We start from the raw sequence: 25,345 nt of genomic DNA on the forward strand, positions 1-25,345 counted from the left end.
AAGTCTCCTGCGCCATAGCGCGATGACAAGTCAAAAAAAAGCGATCAGATCAGTATACCCGAACGGCCGCTGCCTGGCACGCAGTTACGCCACTATTCGCTGATGCGGCGATACACCACCGGCATGGCCTCCGGAGCGTGGTCGCTGAGCGTTATCGCCGCTTTCACTGCCGCAGCGGCCTGCTGCCACTGTGCTTCCGACGCGGCATGAATCACCGCCAGCGGCTGCTGCGCATTTACTTCACTGCCCAGCGTGATCATGTCGCTGAGGCCCACGCTGTAATCAATGCTGTCGCTGGCGCGCTGACGGCCACCGCCCAGCGCCACCACCGCCATGCCCAGCGCCCGCGTGTCCATGGCGCTGACGATGCCGGGACAATCGGCGTACACCGCTTTGCTCAGCATCGGTGCCGGCAGGTAGCGGTCCATCTGCTCGATGAAATCCGTCGGGCCGTTCTGCGCCGCCACCATGCGTGCAAACACCTCAGCCGCTTTACCGTTATCCAGCACCTGCTGCAGTTTTTGCCGCGCTTCGGCTTCGTTCGCCGCCAGTTTGCCGGAGATCAGCATCTCGGCGCACAGCGCCAGCGTGACCTCCAGCAGCCGCGGATTGCGCGCCTCGCCGGTGAGGAAATGCACCGCTTCGCGCACTTCCAGCGCATTACCGGCGCTCGATGCCAGCACCTGATTCATGTCGGTGAGCAGCGCGGTGGTTTTGCATCCCGCGCCGTTGGCGACGCCGACAATCGCCTGCGCCAGCTGCTGCGAGGCCTCAAAGGTTGGCATAAACGCCCCGGATCCGACTTTGACATCCATCACCAGCGCGTCTAATCCCTCGGCTAATTTTTTGGCGAGGATCGAGGCGGTGATCAGCGGAATAGAATCCACGGTGGCGGTGATATCGCGCGTGGCGTAGAACCGCTTATCCGCCGGCGCCAGCGAATTGGTCTGACCGATAATGGCAACGCCGACCTGTTTGATGATCTGGCGGAAGCGATCGTCGCTGGGGAAGATATCAAAGCCGGGAATGGCTTCCAGCTTATCCAGCGTGCCGCCGGTGTGACCGAGGCCGCGCCCGGAAATCATTGGCACGTAGCCGCCGCAGGCCGCCACCATCGGACCCAGCATCAGCGAAGTGACATCGCCCACGCCGCCGGTTGAATGTTTATCGACAATCGGTCCGTTGAGATTCAGCGCCTGCCAGTTGAGCACCGTGCCGGAATCGCGCATCGCCATGGTCAGCGCCACGCGCTCTTCCAGGTTCATGTCGTGAAAATAAATCGTCATCGCCAGCGCGGCGATTTGCCCTTCAGACACGCTGTTATCACGCACACCGTTGATGAAAAAGCGGATTTCCGCTTCGCTCAGCGGCTGGCCGTCGCGTTTTTTACGAATAATTTCTTGTGGCAGGAACAAGGTTGCCTCCCCGGAAAAGCGATGTATCGCTGAATGACAACCGCCAGATGCGCAGCAATACGCACCTGACGGCAGTGACACCGTGGGCCGCTATTTTAGCGACCGCGTGGATCAATAACCGGCTTTGCTGGTCGCCGTAGCGTGCCCCAGGGTATTCAGCAGGCTGGCTAACAGGCTGGAAGCGCCGAAGCGGAAATGACGCGCATCCGCCCAGCCGCTGCCGAGGATGTCGTCGGCCAGCTGCAGGTAGATAGCGGCATCTTCCGCCGTGCGCACGCCGCCAGCCGGTTTGAAGCCCACCTGCTGCTGCACGCCTTTGTCACGGATTACCTGCATCATGATCGCCGCCACCTCTGGCGTGGCGTTGACCGGCACTTTACCGGTAGAGGTTTTGATGAAATCCGCGCCGGCATCGATCGCGATTTCGGACGCTGCACGAATCAGCGCTTCCTCTTTTAGCTCGCCGGTTTCAATGATCACTTTCAGCAGCACGTTCGCCGCCGCACAGGCCTCTTTACAGGCTTTTACCAGCGCAAAGCCAACGTCACGATTACCGGCAATCAGCGCACGGTACGGGAATACCACGTCAACTTCATCCGCGCCGTAGGCGATTGCCGCACGGGTTTCCGCCAGCGCGATGTCGATGTCGTCGTTACCGTGCGGGAAGTTAGTGACGGTCGCGATACGAATTTCCGGCGTGCCCTGCTCGCGCAGCGTCTTACGTGCAATCGGGATAAAGCGCGGATAGATACAGATCGCCGCCGTGTTACCGGCCGGTGATTTCGCCTGATGGCACAGCGCGATCACTTTTTCATCGGTGTCGTCTTCGTTCAGGGTGGTCAGGTCCATCAGATGCAGCGCGCGCTGCGCGGCCGCGTTCAGATCGGTCATGGTGCTCTCCAAAGTCAGGCCGGTGAAATCTGCTCACCGGAGAATGTGATAATTATAACAACCCACGCCGCGTGGAATTGCGAGGTTTGTCACAAGGAAAAGGAAACCGCGCTCTGATATACATGCATTTAGCGATTTTAATCACATTAAATCGCTATTTTGCCGAATAGCGCGGCATGATGCGATTGTGATTATTATCACAAATGTTGCCGCAAAAAGGTATCGGATATCGTTAAAGCGTAGTTAATTTGCGACAGAGCGGGAGTTGTCAGCACATCATCAAAAGTGGCAGAGGCGTTGCAGCGACGCGATTCATCGCGCAAGAAATTGCGCCGCTGGCACAATTGCAACGGCCATTAACCGTGACGGCGCTATTAGATGAAGTGAGGTGACGGCAGGCGCAGGATCAATACTCAATCCGGCAGCGCGAACAAACGCAGGCTGTTGTGCCACAGCGCATCGGCGATCTCATCGGGCGGTTCCGGGCGCAGCTGGCACAATACTTCAAACACATTACGCGCGCGCTCCGGGCGATTTGGCTGGCCCTGAAAACCGTGCAGCGGCATATCGGGCGCATCGGTTTCCAGCAGCAGCGCCTGCAATGGCAGGCTGGCGATGGTGTGGCGGGTTTTGCTGGCGCGCGTATAGGTAATGGTGCCGCCGACACCAATCGCGTAGCCAAGGGCGATGAAACGCTCCGCCTGCTGCTGGCTGCCGGCAAAGCCGTGCACCACGCCACGCCGCGGCACATCGTGACGGCGCAAATACTGCGCCAGCTGATCGTGCGTACGTCGCGAATGCAGGATCACCGGCAAATCATAGCGCTTTGCCAGCTTCAGCTGGGCCTCCAGCAGCCGGGTTTGCCGCGCAAAATCCGGCGCTTCCATATACAGATCCAGCCCGATTTCCCCCATCGCCACGCGTTTTGCATCCGGCGTTTGCAGGTACTGCTCAAGGCGATCGAGATCGTCATCCTGATGTTGCGCAATATTGATCGGGTGCAGCCCGAGCGCGCTATACAGCGCCGGATGCTGCTGCGCCAGCTGGCTCACCACGGCAAAACGGCTGGCATCCACGCACGGCACGATGATGCGTTCCACGCCCGCCTGCGCCGCCTGCGCGATACTGTGTTCGGCAGCGGTGACAAATGGCGGAAAATCAAAGTGGCAGTGGGTGTCGATAAATCTCATGCCAGCGATCCTGCATCGTAGTCGGCGTCATTACCCGCCAGCGGCGGCGTGCTGACCGGCCGGTTATCCGGCGCGTTGGCGACGGCGGCTGGCGGCGTCACGGCAATCGGGCGCGCCAGCGGTTCAGCATCGCTCAGCCACTGGCCCAGCGTCGCCAGGAAATAGCGCCCGCTGCGGCGGCCCAGATGATAATCCTGATTCAGCGACGCCAGACGACTGCCCAGCGCCATGCTGGCCAGCGGCTTTGGCGGAAAGATTTCAATAATGCGCAGATTATCCGGCGGCTGTTCAATAAACTGCTGAATCTGGCGGTAGCTCTCTTCGTGCTGATGCAGGATATTGATCATCGGCTGCAGGGCGCTGTCGCTCAGCCAGCGCTCCATGCGTTTAAACCACTTCGGCGTATACGCCATCTGTGACGGCACGGTACGGATCACCACAATGGTATCGGCGCCACGCCGCGCCGCTTCGCGCACCGGAATGGCGTCGCTGATGCCGCCGTCGAGATAGCTCACGCCATCCATCAACACGCCGCTGCGGTAGAAACCGGGGATCGCGCTGGAAGCCTTAATGATGTCATGCCAGGTCAGGTTGGTGGGATTGAAGTACTGCGCGCTGTAATCATCGCTGCGGCAGGCGCACATGTAAAATTCGCTGCCTTTGGCAAACAGGCTTTCGGCGCTGCTCAGCGCCAGCGGGAACTCCTGTTTAGTGATATCCACCAGCCAGTCGAGATCGATCAGGTGGCCACCGCGCACAAAACGCAGCGGATCGAAAAACAGTTTACTGGTGGTGTAACGGGTAATCACGCGCCGCGCATAACCGGGCTGAGCACAGACAAAGGCTGAGAGGTTTTGTGCCCCGGCTGAGGTGCCGAGCATCAACTGAAAGGGGTTGAAGCCTGCGCGCTGAAATTCATCCAGTACGCCCGCCGTGAAGATGCCGCGTTGTCCGCCGCCTTCGCAGACCAGCGCGATTTTTTTGGATTTGAATGGCGTGAGTGCCAGTGGCTCAAAGGTGTCCAGCGACACCGGGATGCGTATTCCCAATGGATGTCCCTCAGTGTTTGCTGCTCTGAGGGAGGCGCTCAATCAGCATCCCGGAGAACCAGTCATTGTCATTCCCTGACCAACCGCATTCTGCAATCGTCGCGGCGCACCTTCAATGGTGGCAATGACTGGCCTCCGCTTTATGTGACTAGCGGGTTAACATGGTTAACGCAGTGGGTCAGGGTCGTTTGCGCCCGGTAAACAGGCTCACGAGGAACAGAATAATACCGACAATAAAGACAATTTTAGCTGCCCATGCTGCCGTACCCGCCAGACCGCCAAAACCTAATGCTGCAGCAATCAGAGCGATGACCAGAAAGATAATACCCCAACGAAACATAAGCCTCTCCTTTACCATAGTGAAAATCGAACTGCTTATTCTTCACATCACTGTTTTTAATACGGAACGGCACCGTTGGTGATGCCGTTCCGGTTGCGTTAAGATTTCACCTTGAGGTCATTCTTCACGCTTTTCACGCCTTCAATGGCTTTGGCGATCTTCTCAGCCCGATCGGACTGGGCCTGATTCGCCACTTCCCCGGACAGCTGTACCACGCCATCGGTGGTTTCCACCTTCACGTTGCGCGATGGCACAATGTCATCTGCTAGAAGTTTAGCTTTTATTTCACTGGTGGTTGCTGCATCACCTGCATAACCTTTCAATGAACTCTGTTTGCTGTCTCTGACGTGTAGTTTGTCGCTGACGGATTTAACCCCTTCCACCTTCTGCACCAGCGCCACAGCCTTCTCAGCCTGGTCCTGCGAGGTGACAAAACCGCTCAGCGTAACCACGCCTTGCTGCGTTTTGACGGAGATATCCGTACTTTTAATCGCTTCATCGTCCACCAGCGCGGCTTTGGCTTTGGCGGTGATGCCGCTGTCATCCATAAAGCCATCGACTTTTTTCATAGAACTATCGATTTTGGAACCCGCGCTGCTGCTGGTATCAGCCGCCATTGCCGCGCCGCTTAACAGTGCAGTACCGGCCAGTGCAGCAATCAGGGTTTTAGCAATCTTAGTCTTATTCATCGATATCATCCTTCTATCAGTTAACTCACTCGCAACCGCGAATGCGCCAGCAACACACCACGTTGCTGCGTGATGGACGTAATCAGACCTACAGGTCCGTTTTCTCGTCCGACAGAATAATCATAGTAGGGATTACAGCTTTTGCTGGCTTTTGTGGTTGATATCTCGCCAAAAAGCGATAACCGCAGCGCAATTAAGAGGAGTCTGTATCGGAGAAAACCGGGCGGCGGAAAGCAGCAGCCCGGTGGAGACGGCGAACTTAGTGTTCGCGCGTTTTACGGAAGGTCACGTCAGGATAGCGCTCCTGCGTGATGTTGAGGTTGACCATGGTCGGGGCGATATAGGTGAGGTTGTCACCGCCATCGAGCGCCAGGTTGATCTCGTTTTTGCGCTGGAAATCGTCGAACTTCTTCGCGTCGCTGCATTCAACCCAGCGGGCGGTCGACACGTTGATGGCCTCGTAAATCGCCTCAACGTTGTACTCGCTCTTGAGACGCGCCACGACCACATCAAACTGCAGCACGCCCACCGCACCCACGATCAGATCGTTGTTGTGCACCGGACGGAACACCTGCACGGCGCCCTCTTCCGACAGCTGGACCAGCCCTTTCAGCAGCTGTTTCTGCTTCAGCGGATCGCGCAGGCGAATGCGACGGAAGAGTTCCGGGGCGAAGTTCGGAATACCGGTGAACTTCATGGTTTCGCCCTGGGTGAAGGTGTCGCCAATCTGGATGGTGCCGTGGTTATGCAGGCCGATGATATCGCCCGGATAAGCTTCTTCAACGTGCGAACGGTCGCCCGCCATGAAGGTCAGCGCATCGGAGATCACCACATCTTTACCGGTGCGTACCTGACGCAGTTTCATGCCCTTCTCATATTTGCCGGACACCACGCGCATAAAGGCCACGCGGTCACGGTGTTTCGGGTCCATGTTGGCCTGAATCTTAAACACGAAGCCGCTGAACTTCTCCTCTTTGGCTTCGACTTTGCGGGTATCGGTCTGGCGCGGCATGGGCGCCGGCGCCCAGGCAACCAGACCATCCAGCATGTGATCGACGCCAAAGTTGCCCAGCGCGGTACCAAAGAACACCGGCGTAATTTCGCCGCTCAGGAACAGCTCTTTGTCGAACTCGTGCGATGCGCCCTGCACCAGCTCCAGCTCGTCACGCAGCTGCTGCGCCAGCTCTTCGCCGACGGCCGCGTCCAGTTCCGGGTTCGCCAGCCCTTTTACCACGCGCACTTCCTGAATCGTGTGGCCTTTGCCGCTCTGATACAGGTAAGTTTCGTCGTTGTAGAGGTGATAAACGCCTTTGAACAGCTTGCCGCAGCCAATCGGCCAGGTGATCGGCGCACAGGCGATTTTCAGCTCGCTCTCGACCTCATCCAGCAGTTCCATCGGATCGCGAATGTCGCGGTCCAGTTTGTTCATAAAGGTGATGATCGGCGTGTCGCGCAGACGGGTCACTTCCATCAGCTTGCGGGTACGATCCTCAACCCCTTTCGCGGCGTCAATCACCATCAGGCAGCAGTCCACCGCCGTCAGCGTACGATAGGTGTCTTCCGAGAAGTCTTCGTGCCCGGGGGTATCCAGCAGGTTAACCAGGCTGTCGCGATACGGGAACTGCATCACCGAGGTGGTGATGGAGATACCGCGCTGCTTCTCCATCTCCATCCAGTCTGATTTGGCATGCTGGCTGGAGCCGCGACCTTTAACGGTACCGGCGGTCTGGATCGCCTGTCCGAACAGCAGGACTTTTTCGGTGATTGTGGTTTTACCGGCGTCCGGGTGCGAGATGATCGCAAAGGTACGGCGGCGCGCCACTTCTTCTAAAAAGGGAGCAATAGACATGAGTGAATTCTTCTTCAGGGCAACGCGCGAGCGGCGCGCTGCGAATAAATCATTCCGGAGCCAGTCCGGCGGATAACGGTGCCAATGGCGACGCATGCGCGTCGGGTCACAGCAGGGTGTGTGCGATCTACATTGGCGGCAGTCCGGTTATCCCATCAGCATTGAGGCGGCATAGCATACAATATTTCAGCAGGCGGGGGAATCTGCGGCAGGATGAGACGATGCTCGCGCAGTTCAGGACATGTCTTGTAAACACTAAGCGATGTCTGGCTGAGAATGCCTGTCCGGAACCGTCACCCCGGCAAGGACAGCAAAATGACTCTACAGCTTAACCCACAAACCTACAGCCCGTCGCACCGAAACGCCGCCCTGTCGTCGCCCGCGCAGATGTACCGCAAACCCTGCGAGATGCTGCTGATCAACGCGCCGGATAACCCAGGCGTGCCTGCCACTGGCCGCGCTGATTTTTCCCGCAGCAGCCTGCCGGCGCACCTGCATTATCTGCTCACGCCGCGCCCCGGTTTTTCTGCCGGTCAGCATTTTGTCCCGGAGTATCCGTACATGCTGGACGCCGCGCTGTCGGTCACTGCCCGCCGGGGCGCGGTGTCGTTAGCACCGTATCACGCCGACAGTGACAAGTGTGCGCTGGTGATTGAGCGGCAGACGCTGGTGAAATTTGATCTGCCGCCGCTGCACGACTTAGTGCTGAGCTACATCGGTCTCAACACCTACTTTAGCGAAGTGCGCTTCTACAACCGTGCCGGACGCATCGTGGCGTTTCGTCGCCTGAACGCCAGCAAAAAGCGCCACGAAGTGTTCTGCTTCGCCGGCATGAAGCCGGTCTCACTGGTGATTGAGACCAGCCAGCACAGTTCAATTTTGCTCGATGAGATGGTGTGGAATCAAACCGTGGGCGTGGGCTAACGCTAAGGCGCGTTACCCCAGCATGCGCACCACGGCCGCCTTGAAGATCTTCACACCGATCTCCAGCGAACTCAGCTCAAAGCGCATCTGCGGATGGTGCAGTCCCGGCACCAGATTGGTTCCCAGCCCCCAGAAACCGGCTTTCACCTGCGGATTTTTCACCGGATAGTAGAAGAAATCCTCGCTGCCCGGCGTGGTTTTCGCCGCCAGTAATCCCTGCTCGCCCAGCACATCGACAATCGCGGCGCTCAGCAGCGCGGTGGCATCGGCATCAATTTCCGCCGCCGGCATCTCTTTCAGCACCACCACTTCAGCGGTTGCGCCCAGCGCGGCCACGCTGTGCTGAATCGCCTGGCTGACTTTCTCTTTAAGCAGTTCCATCGGCGCGTTCTCCTGCGAACGCAGATCCCACACCACGCGCGCCTCGTCCGGCACCGAGTTGGTCACGCCGGCGTCGCACAGGAAGCGCGTCGCTTTTACGCTCCAGGTGAGGCCCGGTGCCAGATGAATGCTATTCACCGCCTGCACCGCCTGGACTGCTGCATCAAGCGCGTTGACGCCAAGATGCGGTCGCGCGGCATGGGCCGGGACACCTTTAATGGTGGCCTCCAGCGTGCTGCACGCTGAATAGATCACCGCAGGCGTCGCCTGCCCGACCTGGCACTCCTCCAGCGGGCGCAAATGGAAGCCGAGGATCATCTCCACGTCATCCAGCGCGCCGCCCTCAATCATCGCCAGCGCGCCGGCCCCCAGCTCTTCAGCCGGCTGGAACAGCAGCTTCAGCCGCCCTTTTTTAATAGCGCCTTCCTGCAGCAGCTCCTGCGCGGCGGTCAGCACCACCGACGAGTGGCCGTCATGGCCGCAGGTATGGCGGGCGCAGGCAACGCCGTCGATCACGTGCCCGAGCGCATCCATGTCGGCGCGCAATGCCAGCACCGGGCCGGGCACGCCGCTGTCGATCTCCGCCACGATGCCAGTGGTCTGGTTGATGCCGCGCGTGACCTTAATGCCAGCCTGTTCCAGCTGGCCGGCGATGTAGGCCGAGGTTTTAACTTCCTGAAACCCCAGCTCGGGTATTTCATGCAGAAAATGGTAGTGATCGAGTACTCTGGACACCGTTTCGCTCCTAAACAAAAAAACGCATCACGAACATAGCGATAACCGCATTGATAATGCTGGTGAGCATCAGCAGCGGCCAGTATTTTTTCGGCACATCGGCGACGCCCAGCAGGCGGCCCATGTACTGCAACTGCGAACCCATAAGAAAAATCGCCGGCGCGAGGATAGTGATGTCGGTACCGCTCAGCAGGCCTTTCGCCATCAGGCTTACCGCCACCCCGACGCTGGCCGAGGATGACAGCCACGCGGTCAGCAGCACGGTGATCGCCTCGCCGGGCAAACCGAAAATCCCCATCAGCGGCGCAAACGCGTGGCCAAGAAACTGCATGATGCCGAGCAGATTCAGCACTTCCGCCAGTACGTAGGCCATCACCACATTGGGCATCAGATTGTGAATAGCAATATGGAAGCCTTTACGCGCGCCGACAATAAAAATATCAAACGGATTATTATTGACCCGCGTCTGTACATTATTTGACATCAGCAAAATCCTTCTTATAAACACTGTTTAACACAAAACGAACAAATGCCGCACCGACGAATTTCAGCACAAACATCAGCAGCAGCGGAATAATGATTGGTGCACTCATGGACGCAAATAGCGCCGAACCAATGGCAAAATAATTATTGATCAGTCCGGCACCGGAATATTGCCAGGCGCTCATCACCACCAGCTCTTTTTTACCAATTTGCTGCTGATCCGCCATCTCTTTGGTGAGCGCCGCGCCGGCATCGGTACTTTGCAGATCGGTAATCAGCGCCAGGCCGCAGCGTCCCGGCAACCCCATCAGCGGTTTCAGCAGTGGCGTCAGTAGCGTGTGGGCGGCACGAATCGCGCCGTAGTGGGTGAAAATCTCCAGCACGCCCAGCGCCAGCATCACAGTGGGTGCCAGCGACAGCGCGAACAGGAAGCCGGCTTTAGCGCTGATGCCGCCGGCGCCGAGAAAGGTGGAACCTGACTCTTTGATGGTGCCAAAGCTGCCGCCCAGCGTGGTGAAATCAAACGCGCCCAGCCAGCTAAAGCCTTCGACCTTATATAGCAAACCGGAAAAAAACAGTATTGCCAGTATCAGCGCGAGATAATTTCCGGCGCTCGCCGTGACCGTTTGTGGCGCGGCCATGATTTTTTCTTCAGACATGTTTTCTCCTGCTGGCCCTATTTCTGCCAGACGTGGTTGCAATATACGGAACTATTAACCAAGCAGGATTTATGCCAATGCGTACTTTCTTTAATTTCGCTATGGCTAATTTTGTTCAGTAACAAGCAGCAGCCAGAATAAGCGTTTAAATCGCCGTGTCAGGTTTATTGCTGGTTGCGCCAGTGCTTATTTTATCGGCGGGGTGACTGGCGAAGAAGTGATCGGTGCAGTTATGCGCTGCACCGCCAGCAGGCAACGCAGCTGCACTAAAACAGTGCTGCGGACTGTGAATGAAAATTAGTCAAAATTGAGAATTCTTCGCATTCAACTAGCGGAATAATTCCATTTATAATCAATAAGATAAATTCAACTTTTTTACGAAAAAACCTTCACAAAAAAGTATAGATTGATGCATAATTCGCCGTACTTCACCTGACAAATTAAAAAGGACTCAGCCATGTTAACCGCTGAAATGACCTCACGCCTGAACGACCAGCTCAATCTCGAATTCTTCTCCGCCAACCTCTATCTGCAGATGAGTGCCTGGTGCAGCGACAAAGGCTTCGAAGGTGCCGCCTCGTTCCTGAAAATGCACTCGCGCGAAGAGATGCAGCATATGCAGAAGCTGTTTGACTACGTCAGCGATGCCGGTTCACTGCCGGTGCTGGGCAGCATCGCCGCACCGGCGGTAAGCTGGACTTCGCTGAATGACGTACTGGAAGAAGCGCTGAAGCACGAGCAGCTGATCACCAGCAAAATCAACGAGCTGGTGCACGCCGCGCTGACTTCGCAGGATTACTCCACCTTTAACTTCCTGCAGTGGTACGTTGCCGAGCAGCACGAAGAAGAGAAGCTGTTCAAAACCGTGCTGGACAAGCTGGCGCTGGTGGGCAACAAAGGCGAAGGTCTGTTCCTGGTGGACAAAGATCTGGGCCGCATGAACGTCGAAGGCCACGGCCAGTAAAAATAATAAAGATTATGCACAGCAGCATGCACAACGCCCGACCCTGTCGGGCGTTTTTTTGTGCTTACTCCAGCGCCTTCAGTCTGAGCTCCGATGGCTGTGGCCGGCCAAACAGGTAGCCCTGGAACAGCGTACAGCCCTCTTCGCGCAGGCGGACAAACTGCTCATTACTCTCCACGCCCTCTGCGGTGATCTGAATATCCAGGCTGCGGCTCATGCCGGTAATCGCGCGGATGATCGCCAGCGCCTCGCGGCTGTCGCCCATATCATTGATAAATGACTTGTCGATTTTGATCTTATCGAACGGGAACGAACGCAGATAGCTGAGCGACGAGTAGCCGGTGCCGAAGTCGTCGAGCGCAATCTGCACGCCCAGCGTTTTCAGGCTCTGCAGCGTGCGGATATTGCCGAGCGTATCATCCAGCAGCACCGATTCGGTGATCTCCACCTCCAGCCGATGCGGCGCCAGGCCGGATTCGCGCAGCGCGCCCTCCACCACAGATACCAGCGAGCTGTTCTTAAACTGCAGCGGCGACAGGTTGACCGACACCGACTGTTCGGTTTCCCAGCTCTGCGCCTCGCGGCAGGCTTCGTACAGCGCATAGGCGCCGAGCATATGGATCAGCCCGGTCTCTTCGGCAATTGGAATGAAGTCATTCGGCATGATCAACCCTTTGATCGGATGATGCCAGCGCATCAGCGCCTCATAGCCAATGATGCCGGTCTCGTTGGTGATCGGCTGATAGTAGAGTTTGAGCTGCCGTCCGGTGATCGCCTCGCGCAGATCGTTCTCGATCACCCGGCGGCTGCGCGCCACATTATCCATCTCCAGCGTAAAGTGCTCATAGCGGTTACGGCCGTTACGCTTGGCTTCATACAGCGCCATGTCGGCGCAGCGCAGCATATGTTCCGGCGTATTGGTGGCCTGCGAGGTCAGCGCAATGCCGACGCTCAGCCCGACCGACAGGTTGTGGCCTTCAACATTCACCGGCGGGCGGATCGCCTCGATCAGGCGCTGCGCCACGATCGCGGCCTCATCGGCATTCCGCACGTTGGGCAGCACGATGGCAAACTCATCGCCGCCGATGCGCGCCAGCGTGTCCTGATCGCGCAGTACGCTGCGCAGCCGCTTCGCCACCACGCGCAGCAGATCGTCACCGATTTGATGCCCCAGCGCGTCGTTCACATTCTTGAAGTTATCCAGATCGAGGCACAGCGTGGCGCTGGTCTGGCCCTGCTGCTGATCGACGCGCAGCGCCTCGCTCAGCTTCTGGCGAAACAGGATGCGGTTTGGCAGGCTGGTAAGATTATCGTGATGCGCCATGTGACGAATGCGCGCATCGGCTTCACGCTGGTCGGTGACATCTTCCACAATCAGCATCACGTAATTCTGCCGCATGTCTTTGCCGCTGATGGTAGTGGCGCGCGTGTGCAGCACCCGCTCACCGCCAGCGGTCAGCAAGAGCTGCTCGCGCGTGTGGATGCCTTCGCTGCGCAGCGCGATATCCGCCAGGCTGTTGAAGTAATCACTCAGTTCCGCCGACATACATTCGTGCGGCCGCTTATGCATAATCAGCGACTTACTGAAGCCAAACAGCTGCTCGGCTTTGTCATTGACCATCAGGATTTCGCGGCTGATGGCGTCTTCGACGATCACGCAGGAGGGAATGTTGCTGATGATGGTGTCGAGGAAGCCGGAAAGCTCCGACATTTTGGCGCTCTGCGCCTGCGCCAGATCGCGCGCACGCAGCAGCTGCTGCTCGTGCTCACGCCGCTCGGTGACGTCGCGGGTGATCTTGGCGAAGCCGATCATTTTGCCCTCTTCATCATGAATCGCGTCAATCACCACGTGCGCCCAGAAGGCGGAGCCGTCTTTGCGGTAGCGCCAGCCCTCGTCCTCAAAGCGACCAGTTTTCAGCGCGATGCCCAGATTGGCATCCGGCGTACGCGCCTGACGTTCCGGTGAGCCGTAGAACACGGAGAAGTGCTGGCCCACGATCTCGTCAGCCATGTAGCCTTTGGCGCGCTGCGCGCCGGCGTTCCAGTTCACCACCCGGCCCTGTAAATCCAGCATGTAGATGGCGTAATCCGTCACGCCTTCCACTAACAGGCGGAAGGTTTTCTCGTATTCGCGCTGCTTGCGCAGCAGCGCCTGCTGTTCGGTGCAGTCGCGGGTGATTTTGGCATAGCCGATCAGTTTGCCGGCATCATCGCGAATCGCGTCGATGATCACGTGCGCCCAGAAGGCGCTGCCATCTTTGCGATAGCGCCAGCCTTCGTCTTCAAAGCGACCGGTTTTAAACGCGGTGGTCAGGTTGCGTTCCGGGATATGGTTCAGGCGATCCTGTGCGCTGTAGAAGCGCGAGAAGTGCTGGCCGACAATCTCTTCGGCCACGTAGCCTTTAGCGCGCTGTGCGCCGGCGTTCCAGTTTTCGACGTTGCCGTCAAGGTCGAGCATGTAGATGGCGTAGTCCGTTACGCCTTCAACCAATAAACGGAAACGCTGCTCCTGTTCCTGTTGTTTACGCTGCTGCGCCTGCTGTTCAGTGCAGTCGCGGGTGATTTTGGCAAAGCCCAGCAATTCGCCGTACTCATCGCGGATGGCGTCGATCACCACGTGCGCCCAGAAGGCGCTGCCGTCCTTGCGATAGCGCCAGCCTTCGGTTTCATAGCGCCCGGTGGCGGTGGCGATGGCCAGACCGCGCTGCGGCGCGCCGTTGCGCCGATCCTCTTCACTGTAAAACAGCGCAAAATTCTTCCCGATGATCTCTTCGGGGGTATAGCCTTTGGCGCGTTGCGCCCCGGTGTTCCAGTTAGCCACCGTGCCATCCGGCTTAATCATATAGATGGCGTAATCCACCACGCTCTGCACCAGTAGCCGGTACATTACGTCAGAGTTATTGTTCATTGTTGTTCGCCTATGCTGGCCTGGTCTCGATGCGCAGTTAAGATAATTCTTAATCTTCAGGCAGACTTAAACGCAAAAGCGCATCGCTTACAAGCGCAAATCATCCGCAGACAAAAGTTGGTAGTGTGGTTATCGGCAGTGGCGAGAAAATGTTCAGTGGGATAGTGGATTTATTGCGCAAAGTTGACAGCACGCCGCACGGAGATGCTCCGGCGGCGTGCTGTCAGGTGGCATTAACTGACGTCATCTGGCGCGTTCAGGTTAAATGCATGCCGATATAGCGTTCATAACGCGCGGGTTTTACGCGTGACAGATCGACCAGCACCAGGCCATCAATACAGTGATTGAAGTCCGGATCGCTGCCGAAATCGATAAACTGCACGCCGCCCGGCTCGCACACTTCCGAATACTGTTTGTACAGCGTCGGAATCGCGGTACCGAGATTAGCCAGCAAATGCTTGAGACGCCGCAAATCGTCGGCGTAGTTATCGCCGGTGAACTGCGCCAGCACCTCCGGCAGCGACGCCGGATAGGGGCGGCGCGATTTCGCCAGCGGCAGATCGGTCGGAAAGTAGAGACGGTAAAACGCCACCAGCAGATCGCGTGCCGCCAGCGGCATGGTGCCGGAGATTGATACCGGGCCAAACAGGTAGCGCGTCTGCGGATAGCGCGCAATGTAAGCGCCGATGCCCATCCATAAATAATCCAGCCCGCGCTTGCCCCAGTAGGCCGGCTGAATGAAGCTGCGTCCCAGTTCAAGCCCCTGCTGAATAATCGGCAGCATGCGCTCGTCATAGTGGAACAGGCTGTCGCTGTAGATGCCCTGCAGCCCGCGCCGCGCCAGCTGCTCGGCGCCGGGAATAAAGCGGTAGGCACCGACAATCTCCAGCGCCTCGTCATCCCACAAAATCAGGTGATAGTAATCATCGTCATACTTGTCGAGATCGCGCCGCCGGCCGCTGCCCTCGCCCACCGCGCGGAAGGCGATTTCGCGCAGCCGGCCCAGTTCACGCAGCAGCGGTACCCAGCTGGCCCCGTTGCGCCGCCACAAATAGATCTGTTTGCCGTCCGGCAGCGTCCCGAGCCGTTCACTCTCCAGCAACGCTTTTTTCAGCTCAGCGCGATCTTCCGGGCGGGCGATGGCGGCTTCGGTGAGAAACAGACCGCGTCGTCCCTGGCCGATGCGGTACAGATGCTTGCGCAGCCGCTTCGCCAGCTCTTTGCCCGGCGTATGGCCATCGTGCCAGTTGGCGAAGGGAATCTGTTCGCCGATATGCAGTTTGATGCGCGTGCCGCGCTGGCGGAACATTTCGCGCACCAGCATCAGCAGCGCCAGCGGTGCCGCCACCTTCGCCGCGGCGTAAAACGCCAGGCTGTTACGTCCGACTACGTGCACCGGCACCAGCGGCGCGCGGGCGCGGGCGGCGAGGCGCAGAAAACTGTGGTGCCAGTGACGGTCACGCACGCCGCGGCTGGATAGGCGCGAGACTTCACCGGCCGGAAAGATGATCAGCGCGCCCTGGTTGTCGAGATGCTGCTGCATGCGCGTCAGCTGCTCGCGGCTGGTGCGGCTGCCCATGTTATCCACCGGCAGCATCAGGTTGTTGATGGGTTCCAGCATCATCAGCATGCGGTTGGCAACGATTTTCACGTCGCGCCGCACCTGCGATACCGCCGCCAGCAGCGCCAGGCCGTCCAGCGCGCCAAGCGGATGGTTGGCGACGATCACCACCGGCCCATGCGTCGGGATCTGTTCAAGGTCGCGTTCGCTGAGCTCACAGCGCACATCCAGGTGTTCCAGCACCTGCTCCACCATATCCACCCCTTTCAGATGCGGATAGCGCTGGGCAAAGTCCTGAAACTCCTGTTCACGCACCGCCCACTTCAGCAGGCTTTTCTGCCAGTTTGCTGGCTGCTGGCCTGGCCAGTAAGTATTGAGAAGCTGATCAACGGAAAACATGGTGCACCTTTTTATACGCAGCGATTTATTCCCCTGACGTTAAAACGGCTTGTTTTCAGATTTATGACCATGGCAGATGCGGACAGGAAAAAGTATCTGCGCGCTTTGTGCTGGCGCATAAAAAAGTCAATTTTACCTTAAATGAGAATTTTCCAGACAGGACTTAAATCTTATTCTTAAGACCCGTGAATTAATCTGGTCACACCTCTGCTAATGAATTTTCATCGGTGTTTATTCCTTGCATTCTTTTTTTGTTTATTTTTGGACTACACATATGATTCATTCGGTATTTATAGTTGATGACCACCCATTAATCTGTGCGGGTATTCAGGCACTGCTGCACGCTTATGACTATTCGGTTGCGGGCATTGCCAACAAAGGCGATTTATTGATTAGCGAATTACATCATGCGCAGCCAGACGTGGTGCTGCTGGACCTGACCATGCCCGGCCGCGCGGGCATTCCGCTGATTGCCGACATTAAACGTATTTTGCCGCAGCAAAAAATCATTGTTTTTACCGCCTCAGAAAGCCTGTTTTATCAACGCTGTTGCCTGCAGTTAGGGGTAGAAGGCTATGTGTGTAAACGCGGCGATTTGGAAACTTTATTGACAGCAATAAAAGAAGTCGAGCGCGGAAAACGTTTTTATCCGGTCACGCACAGCGCGGCAGATGCCGCCGAACTGATCGAAAGCGAGAAATTGATGAGTTTAACGCGCCGCGAATTGATTGTGCTGGTGAAACTGGCCTCCGGGATGAGTAATAAAGAGATCGCCTCACAATTACAGCTGAGCAGTAAAACCATCAGCACTTATAAAATTAAAATTCTGCGTAAGCTCGGCCTGAAAGGGATTAGCGGAATTAATACGGCGGCGCGCGCCAATGAGCTGGTGTGAGTCAAATCCGGCCCGGCCCGCCAGCGTGACGACCGGGCAGCAGGTCAGAGCTTGAGCGGCGGCAGCTGAGAGAATACGCTCAGCAACCCTTTGCTCCACAGCTGGCGGATCTGGGAAAAGTAGGGATGCTGTTCGGTGATGTGGTACTGCTCGCTGTCGCTAAAGCTGTCGCTGTGGTAAACCATCGCGTCGAGCGGCAGGCCGACGGAGATGTTACTCGCCAGCGTCGAATCCATGGAGATCAGCGCACACTGCATCGCCTGGCTGAGCGAGGTCTCATAGCGCAGCACGCGATCAATGATCGGCTTACCGTATTTGCTCTCACCAATCTGGAAGTACGGCGTGTCGACGCTGGCTTCAATAAAGTTGCCCTGCGGATAGATCTGGAACAGCCGCGGCTCTTCGCCGCGAATCTGCCCGCCCAGCAGCAGCGTGCCGCCAAACTCCTCGCCGTCGCGCGCAATCACTTCACGCAGCGTGGCGCCTACCAGCAGCGCAATGTCGTACAGTGAACGCCCGTTGAGCAGATTGGGTTGTTCGCTGTCGTTACAGTTGCGCCGCAGCAGGCTCATCACGCTCTGCGTCGTCGCCAGATTGCCGGCGCTTTGCAGCACCAGCGTGCGCTCATCATCCACCTGAAACACATGCAGTTTGCGAAACGAGGAGATATGATCCACGCCCGCATTGGTGCGTGAATCCGAGACAAAAATCATCCCGGCCGATAAACGCATTGCCACACAATAAGTCATAGTTACGCCTGTTCCGATTACTGCTGCCCGTGCACCTGTTGCACCGCAGCCACCGCCAGCATATCTTCACCGCCGCCGCCCAGACGAATGCCGCGTACCGGACAGGCATCGAGATAGTCGACACCCACCGCCAGCCGCAAATGCTGCCGCGTACTGCGCGTGTTATTGGTGATATCAAAGCTGTGCCAACTGCCATCCAGCCAGGCTTCAACCCAGGCGTGGGTAGCAACGTGTTCAACGTTGTCAGTATACAGATAGCCACTGACGTAGCGCGCCGGGATCCCCAGGCTGCGACAGCAGGCGAGAAACACGTGGCTGTGATCCTGGCAAACGCCGCTGCCGGCAGCAAACACTTTCGCCGCGCTGTCGCTTACCTGCGTGCTGCCGGGCTGGTACGGCATTTTCAGCAGCAGCTCGTCCATCAGTTTTTCCAGGCTGGCGAGCGGTTTTTCCGCCTGCCAGTAACGCCGGGCGAAGTCGCGGATTGCCCCGTCCGGCTGGGTCAGCGGCGTAGCGCGCAGAAAAACCAGCGGCGACAGCGTCGACTGCGGATCCGGCGCCAGCTCGCTGGCATCCAGAATCTCGACCACGCCGCGCGCGGCAATCTCCAGCAGCTGATGCGGCCTGTCCAGTGTCAGCACGTGCAGCACGTTGCCGTAAGCATCCAGCGTGCGCGTCGCCTCACACGGCAGATCGAGCTGCCACGACAGCACCTGCTGGTGCACCGAATTCTGCGGCGTCAGGCGCAGATACTGGGTGCTGAGTTTTACCTGCTGCTCATAGGCGTACCAGGTTTTATGCTCAATGTTCAGTCTCATTTCGCCTCCAGATAGGTGTGATTGATGCTCTCCGCCAGCGCGTTGATGCGGCTGAGAAAATGGTCCAGCCACGGCTGCAGGCCGTCGCGCGTCAGGCTTTCCCAGGTGCTGAAGCGCATCTCCGCCAGCAGGACCGTACTGAGATAGCGCGGGCGATCCTCGCCGCTGCTGCCAATCTGCTCCAGCTGGCTGGCGATCTCCTCAATGCAGGAGTGCAGCGAGCGCGGACTTTCGCTGCGCAGGATCAGCATTTCGTTGACCAGCGGCGGCATCAGCTGCTGCTTAAAGATGGCGTTGTAGGCCTCGCGCGCCGACACCGCGCGCAGCAGACTGTCGAGGCAGTAATATTCCCGCACCGTGTCGGGATGCTGCTCCAGCAGTTGCTGGTTAACGCTCAGCAGCCGCGCGGTGCCGTCGCTGCGCTCCATCAGCGTGCCAAGCCGGATAAAACGCAGCGCATCGCCGCGCAGCAGCGTGCCGGACATCGCGCCGCGAAACAGATGCGAACGCTCTTTCACCCAGTCGAAGAAGCTGTCGGCACCGGCCGGCGAGATGCCGCGGCGGCGCGTGTTGCGCATCTCAATCCACGTCGAGTTAATGCTCTCCCACACTTCGGATGACAGGCTGCCGCGCACCGCGTGCGCGTTGTTCCACGCCGCCTGCCAGCAGCTGAAAATACTGCTCGGGTTACGCTCATCCAGCGCGAAGAAGTTGAACAGCTGCGGCATGGTGCAGCGCCCGTTGAGGGTTTCAAACAGCTGACGCGTACCGGTCAGGTTGAGCGGCAACAGCAGTTCGTCGCCCTGACGATTGCGCACCGGCATCAGCGACAGGCGATGGGTCACATCCAGCACCCGGGCAAGTTGTTCTGCGCGCTCCAGATAGCGCGCCATCCAGTAAAGGCCACTGGCCGTCCGGCTTAGCATGATGTGTCATCCTCCAGCACCCAGGTGTCCTTGGTGCCGCCGCCCTGCGACGAGTTCACCACCAGCGAGCCTTCGGTCAGCGCCACGCGCGTCAGGCCGCCCGGCACCAGCCGGATATCCGCGCCGTACAGCGCAAAAGGCCGCAGATCGATATGGCGCGGCGCCAGACCGTTGTCGATAAAGGTCGGGCAGGTGGAGAGCGACAGCGTATCCTGCGCGATGTAATTATCCGGCCGCGCCAGCAGCCGCTCGCGGAACTCGCTCAGCTGCTGCTGGCTGGCGACCGGACCAATCAACATGCCGTAACCGCCGGCACCGTGTACCTCTTTCACCACCATCTGCGCCAGATTGGCCAGCACGTAGCTCAGATCCTGCGGCTTGCGGCACTGCCAGGTGGGCACATTGTTGAGGATCGGATCTTCATCAAGGTAGTAACGGATCATCTCCGGCACGTACGGATAGATCGACTTGTCATCGGCAACGCCGGTGCCGATCGCATTGGCCAGCACCACATTGCCGGATCGGTATACCGACAATAATCCCGGCACGCCGAGCATCGAATCCGGCCGGAAGGCGAGCGGATCGAGAAAGGCGTCATCCACGCGGCGATAGATCACATCCACTTTGCACGGCCCGGCGGTGGTACGCATCAGCACCGCGCCGTCTTTGACGAACAGATCGGCGCTCTCCACCAGTTCCACGCCCATCTGCTGGGCGAGAAAACTGTGTTCGAAGTAGGCGCTGTTGAAACGTCCCGGCGTCAGCACCACCACCACCGGATCGTTAACCGGCGAGCTTTCGCGCAGCGTCTGCAGCAGGTGCGACGGATAACGCTCCACCGGCGCGATATGCTGCGCGGCAAACAGCTCCGGATAGAGGCGCATCATCATTTTGCGGTTTTCCAGCATGTAGGAGACGCCGGACGGCGTGCGCAGATTATCCTCCAGCACGTAATAGTCGCCGTCGCTGTTGCGTACCATATCGACACCGGTAATGTGCGCGTAGATCTGGCGATGCAGATCGACATCCTGCATACAGGGCTGATACTGATCGTTAACCAGCACCTGCTCGGCCGGCACGATGCCGGCTTTGAGAATATATTGCTGATGGTAGATATCGTGCAGGAAGGCGTTGAGCGCCTGAACGCGCTGGCGAATGCCGCGTTCCAGCATCGCCCACTCGCTGGCAGGAATGATGCGCGGCACGCTGTCGAACGGGATCAGCCGCTCGGCACCGCCATCGTCACCGTAGACGTTGAAGGTGATGCCAACGCGATGAAACAGCAGTTCTGCCTCTTCACGTTTACGCGCCACCGCCTCTTTGTCCGCCTGTTGTAACCATTCCCAGTAATGCTGATAGTGAGCGCGGTGCTGACCGTCGCTCTGCAACATCTCATCGTAGAAGGTTGATGCTATCTGGTCGCGTGCTTTCATGATTTACCCGGCGCTTGTCAGAGGACCTGACTTCTCTCCTGCACAAAGTGTGCCAGAGGCCCGCCGCCGCAACGGCACGCGCGCCCCGAAAGCGGAGCCGCGCCGGATAATCGTTGCCTTGCACCTTACTGGTGCATCAGCTGCTGCGCCACTGGCAGCCAGATTTCGGTCATTGCTCCTTCGCCGCCGGTAAACGGGTCGCGATCCGGCAGCGGCACGCGCTGGATCTGCTCTTTCGACGCGCGCAGCCGGGAGGGTTCGTCGCGCACGGTTTCCGGTGACATCCCTTCAGGATAGGCGCCAACGGTGAAAAAGTCGTCGGAGGCAAACACCTGTTTATGGCCCACGCCGGCCGGGATCAGCACCGCATCCCCTTCACGCAGCGTCACCATGCGGCCGCTGTCGCCGCCAAACAGCACTTCCGCCCAGCCCGCGCCGACGCCCAGTACCTCATGGGTGTTGGGATGATAGTGGGTGTAAGGAAAAATCGGCGCGCGCCACGCCGCAGGCCAGCCGCTGGCGCTAAAGGTTTTTTCAAACCAGGCCGCGCTGTCCTCCTCCTCTTCCGGTACCACGCACGGCCAGATGATCAGCGGCAGCGGATTATTGGGTACACCGCCGGACGGCAGCGATAACATTAAATGCTGCGGGTTACCTGACGATCCCGCGGAAAAGGTACCGGCGGCGAAAGACATCAGTAACAGCAGACTGGAAGATTGGGCAGACATACTCTTTCTCCGGATAGCCACGTTGCCTAATTGTGGCAAAGCCACCGGGCATTGCAATGTGCGCACACCGGCAAAATTCACATAAAAGAATGATTTAGCTTACTAAAGCCAAATTACTTATTAACATATTTAACATTTCGTGGCATGCCGTGGCGCGCCTCGTTTACCCGGCGTCTGCCGCAGCAAAAAACAGGCAAAAAAAACCGGTGGATTTCGCCACCGGTAGAATCAACAGTTGATTCAAAGGCACTGACAGGTTATCGCAGGCGGTCAGCGATGGGTTTCACCACGTTCTCCCCTTCGCGACCATAAAACTGAAACAGCGTCTCGGCTGCCGCCTCGGTGAGCACCATGATTTCAATACGGCGGTTACGTGCGCTGAGCGGATCGGCTTTGTCGAGCGGCATACGGGACGACATGGCATTCACCTGCAGCACGCGCGTGCTTTCCAGCCCGCCGCGCTCCAGCGCACGCCGCGCCGCCAGCGCACGGTCACCGGAGAGATTCCAGTTGTTGTACGCCGCGTTGCCGCTGTACTGTGCGGCGTCGGTGTGGCCGCTGATCATGATTTTGTTGTCGATGCGGTTAAACACCGGACCAAGTTCGGTCAGCAGGCGCTGATAAAACGGCGTCAGCACCGCGCTGCCGCGCGGAAACATCATGCGATCCTGGTCATCCTGAATCAGGATACGCAGCCCCTGCGGCAGGGTTTCCAGCGTCAGCAGGTTCTGGGCGTGATAGCTGTTGATGATGCTCTGGATCTGCTGACGCAGCTGCGCCAGCTCGGCGTCGGAGCGCGACAGCACGCTGTCCAGATCTTCCTGCGGCTGGCTGGCGTTACTGTTGTTGTCGCTGTTTTCCGCACTGGTGTCACTGACGGTGGCGCCCTCGGTCGGCGGCGCAATCGCCAGCGTTTCACCAATGATGGCGGAGCCGCGTCCGGTTTCGACATCGAACGGATTAAAGCCGGACCCGTTAAACACCGAGGTGCCGTTAAGCTGCGCGACAATCTCCTTACGCTCGTCTTCGGTGACGGCGCCCATGATCAACTTTGTGGTGGTGACCAAAGGGGCCGAGCGTATTTCTGAGGTGTCGGCGCGCTTTACCCTCGACGCGCTGCCGGGCAAACAGATGGCGATCGACGCCGATCTCAACGCCGGGCTGATCAATCAGGAACAGGCGCGCGTGCGGCGTCAGGATGTGGCCAACGAGGCGGACTTCTACGGCGCGATGGACGGCGCCTCCAAGTTTGTGCGCGGTGACGCCGTCGCCGGCATCATGATCCTGCTGATCAACGTGCTGGGTGGCATCCTGATCGGCGTGTTCAAACACGGTTTACCGGCCGGCCAGGCGTTCGAACAGTATGTGCTGCTGACCATCGGTGACGGTCTGGTGGCGCAGATCCCGTCGCTGTTGCTGTCGACGGCGGCGGCGATCATCGTGACGCGCATCAGCGACGGCGCTGACATGGGCGAGGAAGTGAAGTCGCAGCTGCTGGCGAAACCGGCCACGCTGTATACCGCCGCGGGCGTAATGTTTGTGCTGGCGATTGTGCCGGGCATGCCGCACATGGTGTTCCTCGCCTTCACCGCCCTGCTGCTGTTCGCCGCGTGGCGCCAGAGCCGCGTGGTGCAGAAGCCGACGCAAAGCCATGTCGACATGGAGGCGATCAATCAGGCGCTGGCGCAGCCGGACGAACAGCCGACCATCAGCTGGGACAATATTCCGCTGGTCGAGCCCATCGGCCTTAACCTGGGCTACAAGCTGGTCACGCTGGTGGACAAAGGCAAAGGCGCGCCGCTGACTCAGCGTATGCGCGGCGTGCGTCAGGTGGTGTCAGAAACCAGCGGCGTGCTGCTGCCGGAGATCGCCCTGCGTGAAGATTTCCACTTAAAGCCGTCGCAGTACGCCATCAAGATCAACGGCGTTCGCACCGCGGTGGGCGAAGTGCACGCCGACCGCCTGATGGCGCTGCCGACGCCGGATCAGTACGGTGAGATCGACGGCCTGCTGGATACCGATCCCGCATACGGTATGGCGGTGACCTGGATCCTGCCGGAGCAGAAAGCCAAAGCGCTGAATCTGGGTTATCAGGTAGTCGACTGCGCCAGCGTAGTGGCCACGCACGTCAACAAAGTGGTGCGCGAAAACCTGCCGGAGCTGTTTAATTACGATGATATTACTCAGCTGCATCAGCGGCTGGCGAGCGTGGCGCCGAAGCTGTCAGAGGATCTCAACGCCGCGGTGAACTACAGTCTGCAGCTCAAGGTGTATCGTCTGCTGCTCAACGATCAGGTATCGCTCAAGGACATCAACACCATCGCCACCACGCTGCTGGAGAGCGTGGCGATCACCAAAGATCCGATCCTGCTGACCTCCGACGTGCGTTATGCGCTGCGCCGCGCCATGGTGGCGGCGATTGCGCCGGACAACAAACCGCTGTCGGCCTATACGCTGGATAACAGCCTGGAAAACCTGCTGCTGGCAGCGCTCAATCAGGCGCAGCAGGGCGGCAAAGTGGCGCTGGACAGTTTCCCGGTCGACCCTAACATTCTCACCCAGCTGCAGAGCACGCTGCCGGTGATGATGGAGCAGCTGAAAGCGCAGAACCTGACGCAGGTGCTGCTGGTGACGCCGCAGCTGCGGCCGCTGATTGCGCGCTACGCCCGGCTGTTCGCCAGCGGGCTGAATGTGCTGTCGTATAACGAGGTGCCGGACGATGCCAATCTGCAGATTGTCGGGCAGGTGAGCTGATGCGTTGCGGAAAACTGTTATAAAAAAACACCGCTGATCTGTCTCTGCCGCCCTTCACTGTTATGTGGTTTACTGGCAGGCAGTGATATTCAGAGGTGAATAATGGACGCGATTAAACAAATTCTGATCGATGAAATCGACACGCTCAACCGCGAAGAGCGGCGCGATAATCTGCCGCGTTTTAGCTTTAACTTCCTGAAAACCCATCCGGGGCTGTGGGGCGTGATGTACCTGTGCTACGGCCTGTGCGTGGCGCTGATTTTCTCCACCGAGATGCTCGGCTGGCCAGCCTTCTGGTTCGCCACGGTGTTCGTGCTGGTGATGAGTTTTCTGATGCTGCTGGACATCAACCCGAAATACCGCTTCGAGGACATCGATACGCTGGATCTGCGCGTGTGCTACAACGGCGAGTGGTATTACGTGCAGCCGGTCTCGCAGCAGGCGCTGGACAAGATTCTGGAGAATCCGGGCACGCCCGAGCGCGTGCGCAGCGGCATCGATCGCCTGATGCAGCAGAAAGGAGAAGTGGATTTTTATGATGTCTACTACCTGACCTGGGGCCATCAGCGCGCCGCGAAGATCTGATCGGGCAAATTCATTCCTGC

Annotated in this window: 22 protein-coding genes and 1 pseudogene; 5 read left to right on the top strand and 18 right to left on the bottom strand. The window is 58.4% G+C overall.

The features are described from left to right. Positions 1-92 precede the first annotated feature (92 nt). The 7 genes from deoA to prfC form a co-directional block, all read right to left on the bottom strand. The gene (gene deoA / locus E7738_RS11250; RefSeq protein ID WP_394515640.1) at positions 93-1,415 is read right to left on the bottom strand and encodes a thymidine phosphorylase; all 1,323 of its coding nucleotides are present in this window, start codon (positions 1,413-1,415) and stop codon (positions 93-95) included. A gap of 111 nt (positions 1,416-1,526) precedes the next feature. After that, entirely contained in the window at positions 1,527-2,306 is a 780-nt protein-coding gene (gene deoC / locus E7738_RS11255) for a deoxyribose-phosphate aldolase (protein ID WP_166711278.1), read from the bottom strand. Positions 2,307-2,719: 413 nt separating this feature from the next. Then, complete coding sequence (locus tag E7738_RS11260) at positions 2,720-3,496, bottom strand: TatD family hydrolase (RefSeq protein WP_264240865.1); 777 nt, start codon at positions 3,494-3,496, stop codon at positions 2,720-2,722. Further along, positions 3,493-4,545, bottom strand: coding sequence for a patatin-like phospholipase family protein (locus E7738_RS11265; RefSeq protein ID WP_031279725.1), 1,053 nt, complete (start codon positions 4,543-4,545; stop codon positions 3,493-3,495). Before E7738_RS11265 ends, E7738_RS11260 begins: the two co-directional genes overlap by 4 nt. A gap of 178 nt (positions 4,546-4,723) precedes the next feature. Continuing rightward, positions 4,724-4,885 (bottom strand): DUF1328 domain-containing protein, encoded by a 162-nt coding sequence (locus tag E7738_RS11270; RefSeq protein WP_007893192.1) that lies wholly within the window; start codon positions 4,883-4,885, stop codon positions 4,724-4,726. Positions 4,886-4,983: 98 nt separating this feature from the next. Continuing rightward, complete coding sequence (gene osmY / locus E7738_RS11275; protein ID WP_021507660.1) at positions 4,984-5,574, bottom strand: molecular chaperone OsmY; 591 nt, start codon at positions 5,572-5,574, stop codon at positions 4,984-4,986. Between the two features lie 259 nt (positions 5,575-5,833). Then, positions 5,834-7,423, bottom strand: coding sequence for a peptide chain release factor 3 (prfC, locus tag E7738_RS11280; protein WP_021507661.1), 1,590 nt, complete (start codon positions 7,421-7,423; stop codon positions 5,834-5,836). Positions 7,424-7,738: 315 nt separating this feature from the next. On the opposite strand from prfC, the gene E7738_RS11285 reads away from it, so the two are divergent. Beyond that, positions 7,739-8,347, top strand: coding sequence for a hypothetical protein (locus E7738_RS11285; RefSeq protein ID WP_394515641.1), 609 nt, complete (start codon positions 7,739-7,741; stop codon positions 8,345-8,347). A 12-nt stretch (positions 8,348-8,359) separates the two neighbouring features. On the opposite strand, the gene E7738_RS11290 is transcribed toward E7738_RS11285, so the two are convergent. Genes E7738_RS11290 through E7738_RS11300 form a run of 3 tightly spaced genes read right to left on the bottom strand, consistent with a single transcriptional unit; the run spans position 8,360 to position 10,605 of the window. Then, positions 8,360-9,463 carry a M20 peptidase aminoacylase family protein gene (locus E7738_RS11290; RefSeq protein WP_058759555.1) on the bottom strand — a complete coding sequence of 368 codons (1,104 nt, stop codon included), beginning with the start codon at positions 9,461-9,463 and terminating at the stop codon, positions 8,360-8,362. A gap of 10 nt (positions 9,464-9,473) precedes the next feature. Further along, positions 9,474-9,947, bottom strand: a complete 474-nt coding sequence (locus tag E7738_RS11295; protein WP_021507664.1) for a YjiG family protein — start codon at positions 9,945-9,947, stop codon at positions 9,474-9,476. Beyond that, entirely contained in the window at positions 9,937-10,605 is a 669-nt protein-coding gene (locus tag E7738_RS11300) for a nucleoside recognition domain-containing protein (protein WP_021507665.1), read from the bottom strand. The genes E7738_RS11295 and E7738_RS11300 overlap by 11 nt, the downstream gene beginning before the upstream one ends. A gap of 457 nt (positions 10,606-11,062) precedes the next feature. On the opposite strand from E7738_RS11300, the gene ftnA reads away from it, so the two are divergent. Beyond that, positions 11,063-11,569, top strand: coding sequence for a non-heme ferritin (gene ftnA / locus E7738_RS11305; RefSeq protein ID WP_058759556.1), 507 nt, complete (start codon positions 11,063-11,065; stop codon positions 11,567-11,569). 64 nt (positions 11,570-11,633) lie between these two features. Here ftnA and E7738_RS11310 read toward each other — a convergent pair whose 3' ends face one another. Together E7738_RS11310 and E7738_RS11315 are read right to left on the bottom strand one after the other, a co-directional pair. Next, positions 11,634-14,477, bottom strand: coding sequence for a sensor domain-containing protein (locus E7738_RS11310; RefSeq protein WP_141496214.1), 2,844 nt, complete (start codon positions 14,475-14,477; stop codon positions 11,634-11,636). Between the two features lie 256 nt (positions 14,478-14,733). After that, entirely contained in the window at positions 14,734-16,437 is a 1,704-nt protein-coding gene (locus E7738_RS11315; RefSeq protein ID WP_371221735.1) for a lysophospholipid acyltransferase family protein, read from the bottom strand. 274 nt (positions 16,438-16,711) lie between these two features. On the opposite strand from E7738_RS11315, the gene E7738_RS11320 reads away from it, so the two are divergent. Then, positions 16,712-17,332, top strand: coding sequence for a response regulator transcription factor (locus tag E7738_RS11320; protein ID WP_021507669.1), 621 nt, complete (start codon positions 16,712-16,714; stop codon positions 17,330-17,332). Between the two features lie 44 nt (positions 17,333-17,376). Here E7738_RS11320 and E7738_RS11325 read toward each other — a convergent pair whose 3' ends face one another. The 6 genes from E7738_RS11325 to E7738_RS11350 all read right to left on the bottom strand — a co-directional run bounded on the left by E7738_RS11325 (position 17,377) and on the right by E7738_RS11350 (position 23,029). Continuing rightward, positions 17,377-18,081: a proteasome-type protease gene (locus E7738_RS11325; protein ID WP_031279727.1), complete on the bottom strand. Its 705-nt coding sequence runs from the start codon at positions 18,079-18,081 to the stop codon at positions 17,377-17,379. A gap of 17 nt (positions 18,082-18,098) precedes the next feature. Then, positions 18,099-18,899: a transglutaminase family protein gene (locus E7738_RS11330; protein WP_058759558.1), complete on the bottom strand. Its 801-nt coding sequence runs from the start codon at positions 18,897-18,899 to the stop codon at positions 18,099-18,101. Continuing rightward, a complete protein-coding gene (locus E7738_RS11335; RefSeq protein ID WP_021507672.1) occupies positions 18,896-19,825 on the bottom strand; it encodes an alpha-E domain-containing protein in 930 nt (309 codons plus the stop codon). The genes E7738_RS11330 and E7738_RS11335 overlap by 4 nt, the downstream gene beginning before the upstream one ends. Next, entirely contained in the window at positions 19,819-21,258 is a 1,440-nt protein-coding gene (locus E7738_RS11340; protein ID WP_058770669.1) for a circularly permuted type 2 ATP-grasp protein, read from the bottom strand. Before E7738_RS11340 ends, E7738_RS11335 begins: the two co-directional genes overlap by 7 nt. Positions 21,259-21,383: 125 nt before the next feature. Next, positions 21,384-21,986, bottom strand: coding sequence for a hypothetical protein (locus E7738_RS11345; RefSeq protein WP_021507674.1), 603 nt, complete (start codon positions 21,984-21,986; stop codon positions 21,384-21,386). A gap of 257 nt (positions 21,987-22,243) precedes the next feature. Next, positions 22,244-23,029 carry an OmpA family protein gene (locus E7738_RS11350; protein WP_394515642.1) on the bottom strand — a complete coding sequence of 262 codons (786 nt, stop codon included), beginning with the start codon at positions 23,027-23,029 and terminating at the stop codon, positions 22,244-22,246. Between E7738_RS11350 and E7738_RS11355 the strand changes: the two are divergent. Both E7738_RS11355 and E7738_RS11360 read left to right on the top strand, forming a co-directional pair. Then, positions 23,028-24,740, top strand: a pseudogene (locus E7738_RS11355) (flagellar biosynthesis protein FlhA); the annotation flags it as partial. The gene E7738_RS11350 and the pseudogene E7738_RS11355 overlap by 2 nt on opposite strands. Positions 24,741-24,842: 102 nt before the next feature. Continuing rightward, positions 24,843-25,325, top strand: coding sequence for a YlaC family protein (locus E7738_RS11360; protein ID WP_021507677.1), 483 nt, complete (start codon positions 24,843-24,845; stop codon positions 25,323-25,325). The last annotated feature ends 20 nt before the right edge of the window (positions 25,326-25,345 follow it).

This window comes from Pantoea sp. SGAir0430, from assembly GCF_043549295.1.

Coding starts and splice junctions, on each gene's coding strand:
- deoC (WP_166711278.1), bottom strand. CDS start 2,306: ATGACCGATCTGAACGCGGCCGCGCAGCGCGCGCTGCATCTGATGGAC.
- E7738_RS11260 (WP_264240865.1), bottom strand. CDS start 3,496: ATGAGATTTATCGACACCCACTGCCACTTTGATTTTCCGCCATTTGTC.
- E7738_RS11270 (WP_007893192.1), bottom strand. CDS start 4,885: ATGTTTCGTTGGGGTATTATCTTTCTGGTCATCGCTCTGATTGCTGCA.
- osmY (WP_021507660.1), bottom strand. CDS start 5,574: ATGAATAAGACTAAGATTGCTAAAACCCTGATTGCTGCACTGGCCGGT.
- prfC (WP_021507661.1), bottom strand. CDS start 7,423: ATGTCTATTGCTCCCTTTTTAGAAGAAGTGGCGCGCCGCCGTACCTTT.
- E7738_RS11285 (WP_394515641.1), top strand. CDS start 7,739: ATGACTCTACAGCTTAACCCACAAACCTACAGCCCGTCGCACCGAAAC.
- E7738_RS11295 (WP_021507664.1), bottom strand. CDS start 9,947: ATGTCAAATAATGTACAGACGCGGGTCAATAATAATCCGTTTGATATT.
- E7738_RS11300 (WP_021507665.1), bottom strand. CDS start 10,605: ATGTCTGAAGAAAAAATCATGGCCGCGCCACAAACGGTCACGGCGAGC.
- ftnA (WP_058759556.1), top strand. CDS start 11,063: ATGTTAACCGCTGAAATGACCTCACGCCTGAACGACCAGCTCAATCTC.
- E7738_RS11310 (WP_141496214.1), bottom strand. CDS start 14,477: ATGAACAATAACTCTGACGTAATGTACCGGCTACTGGTGCAGAGCGTG.
- E7738_RS11315 (WP_371221735.1), bottom strand. CDS start 16,437: ATGTTTTCCGTTGATCAGCTTCTCAATACTTACTGGCCAGGCCAGCAG.
- E7738_RS11320 (WP_021507669.1), top strand. CDS start 16,712: ATGATTCATTCGGTATTTATAGTTGATGACCACCCATTAATCTGTGCG.
- E7738_RS11325 (WP_031279727.1), bottom strand. CDS start 18,081: ATGACTTATTGTGTGGCAATGCGTTTATCGGCCGGGATGATTTTTGTC.
- E7738_RS11330 (WP_058759558.1), bottom strand. CDS start 18,899: ATGAGACTGAACATTGAGCATAAAACCTGGTACGCCTATGAGCAGCAG.
- E7738_RS11335 (WP_021507672.1), bottom strand. CDS start 19,825: ATGCTAAGCCGGACGGCCAGTGGCCTTTACTGGATGGCGCGCTATCTG.
- E7738_RS11340 (WP_058770669.1), bottom strand. CDS start 21,258: ATGAAAGCACGCGACCAGATAGCATCAACCTTCTACGATGAGATGTTG.
- E7738_RS11345 (WP_021507674.1), bottom strand. CDS start 21,986: ATGTCTGCCCAATCTTCCAGTCTGCTGTTACTGATGTCTTTCGCCGCC.
- E7738_RS11350 (WP_394515642.1), bottom strand. CDS start 23,029: ATGGGCGCCGTCACCGAAGACGAGCGTAAGGAGATTGTCGCGCAGCTT.
- E7738_RS11360 (WP_021507677.1), top strand. CDS start 24,843: ATGGACGCGATTAAACAAATTCTGATCGATGAAATCGACACGCTCAAC.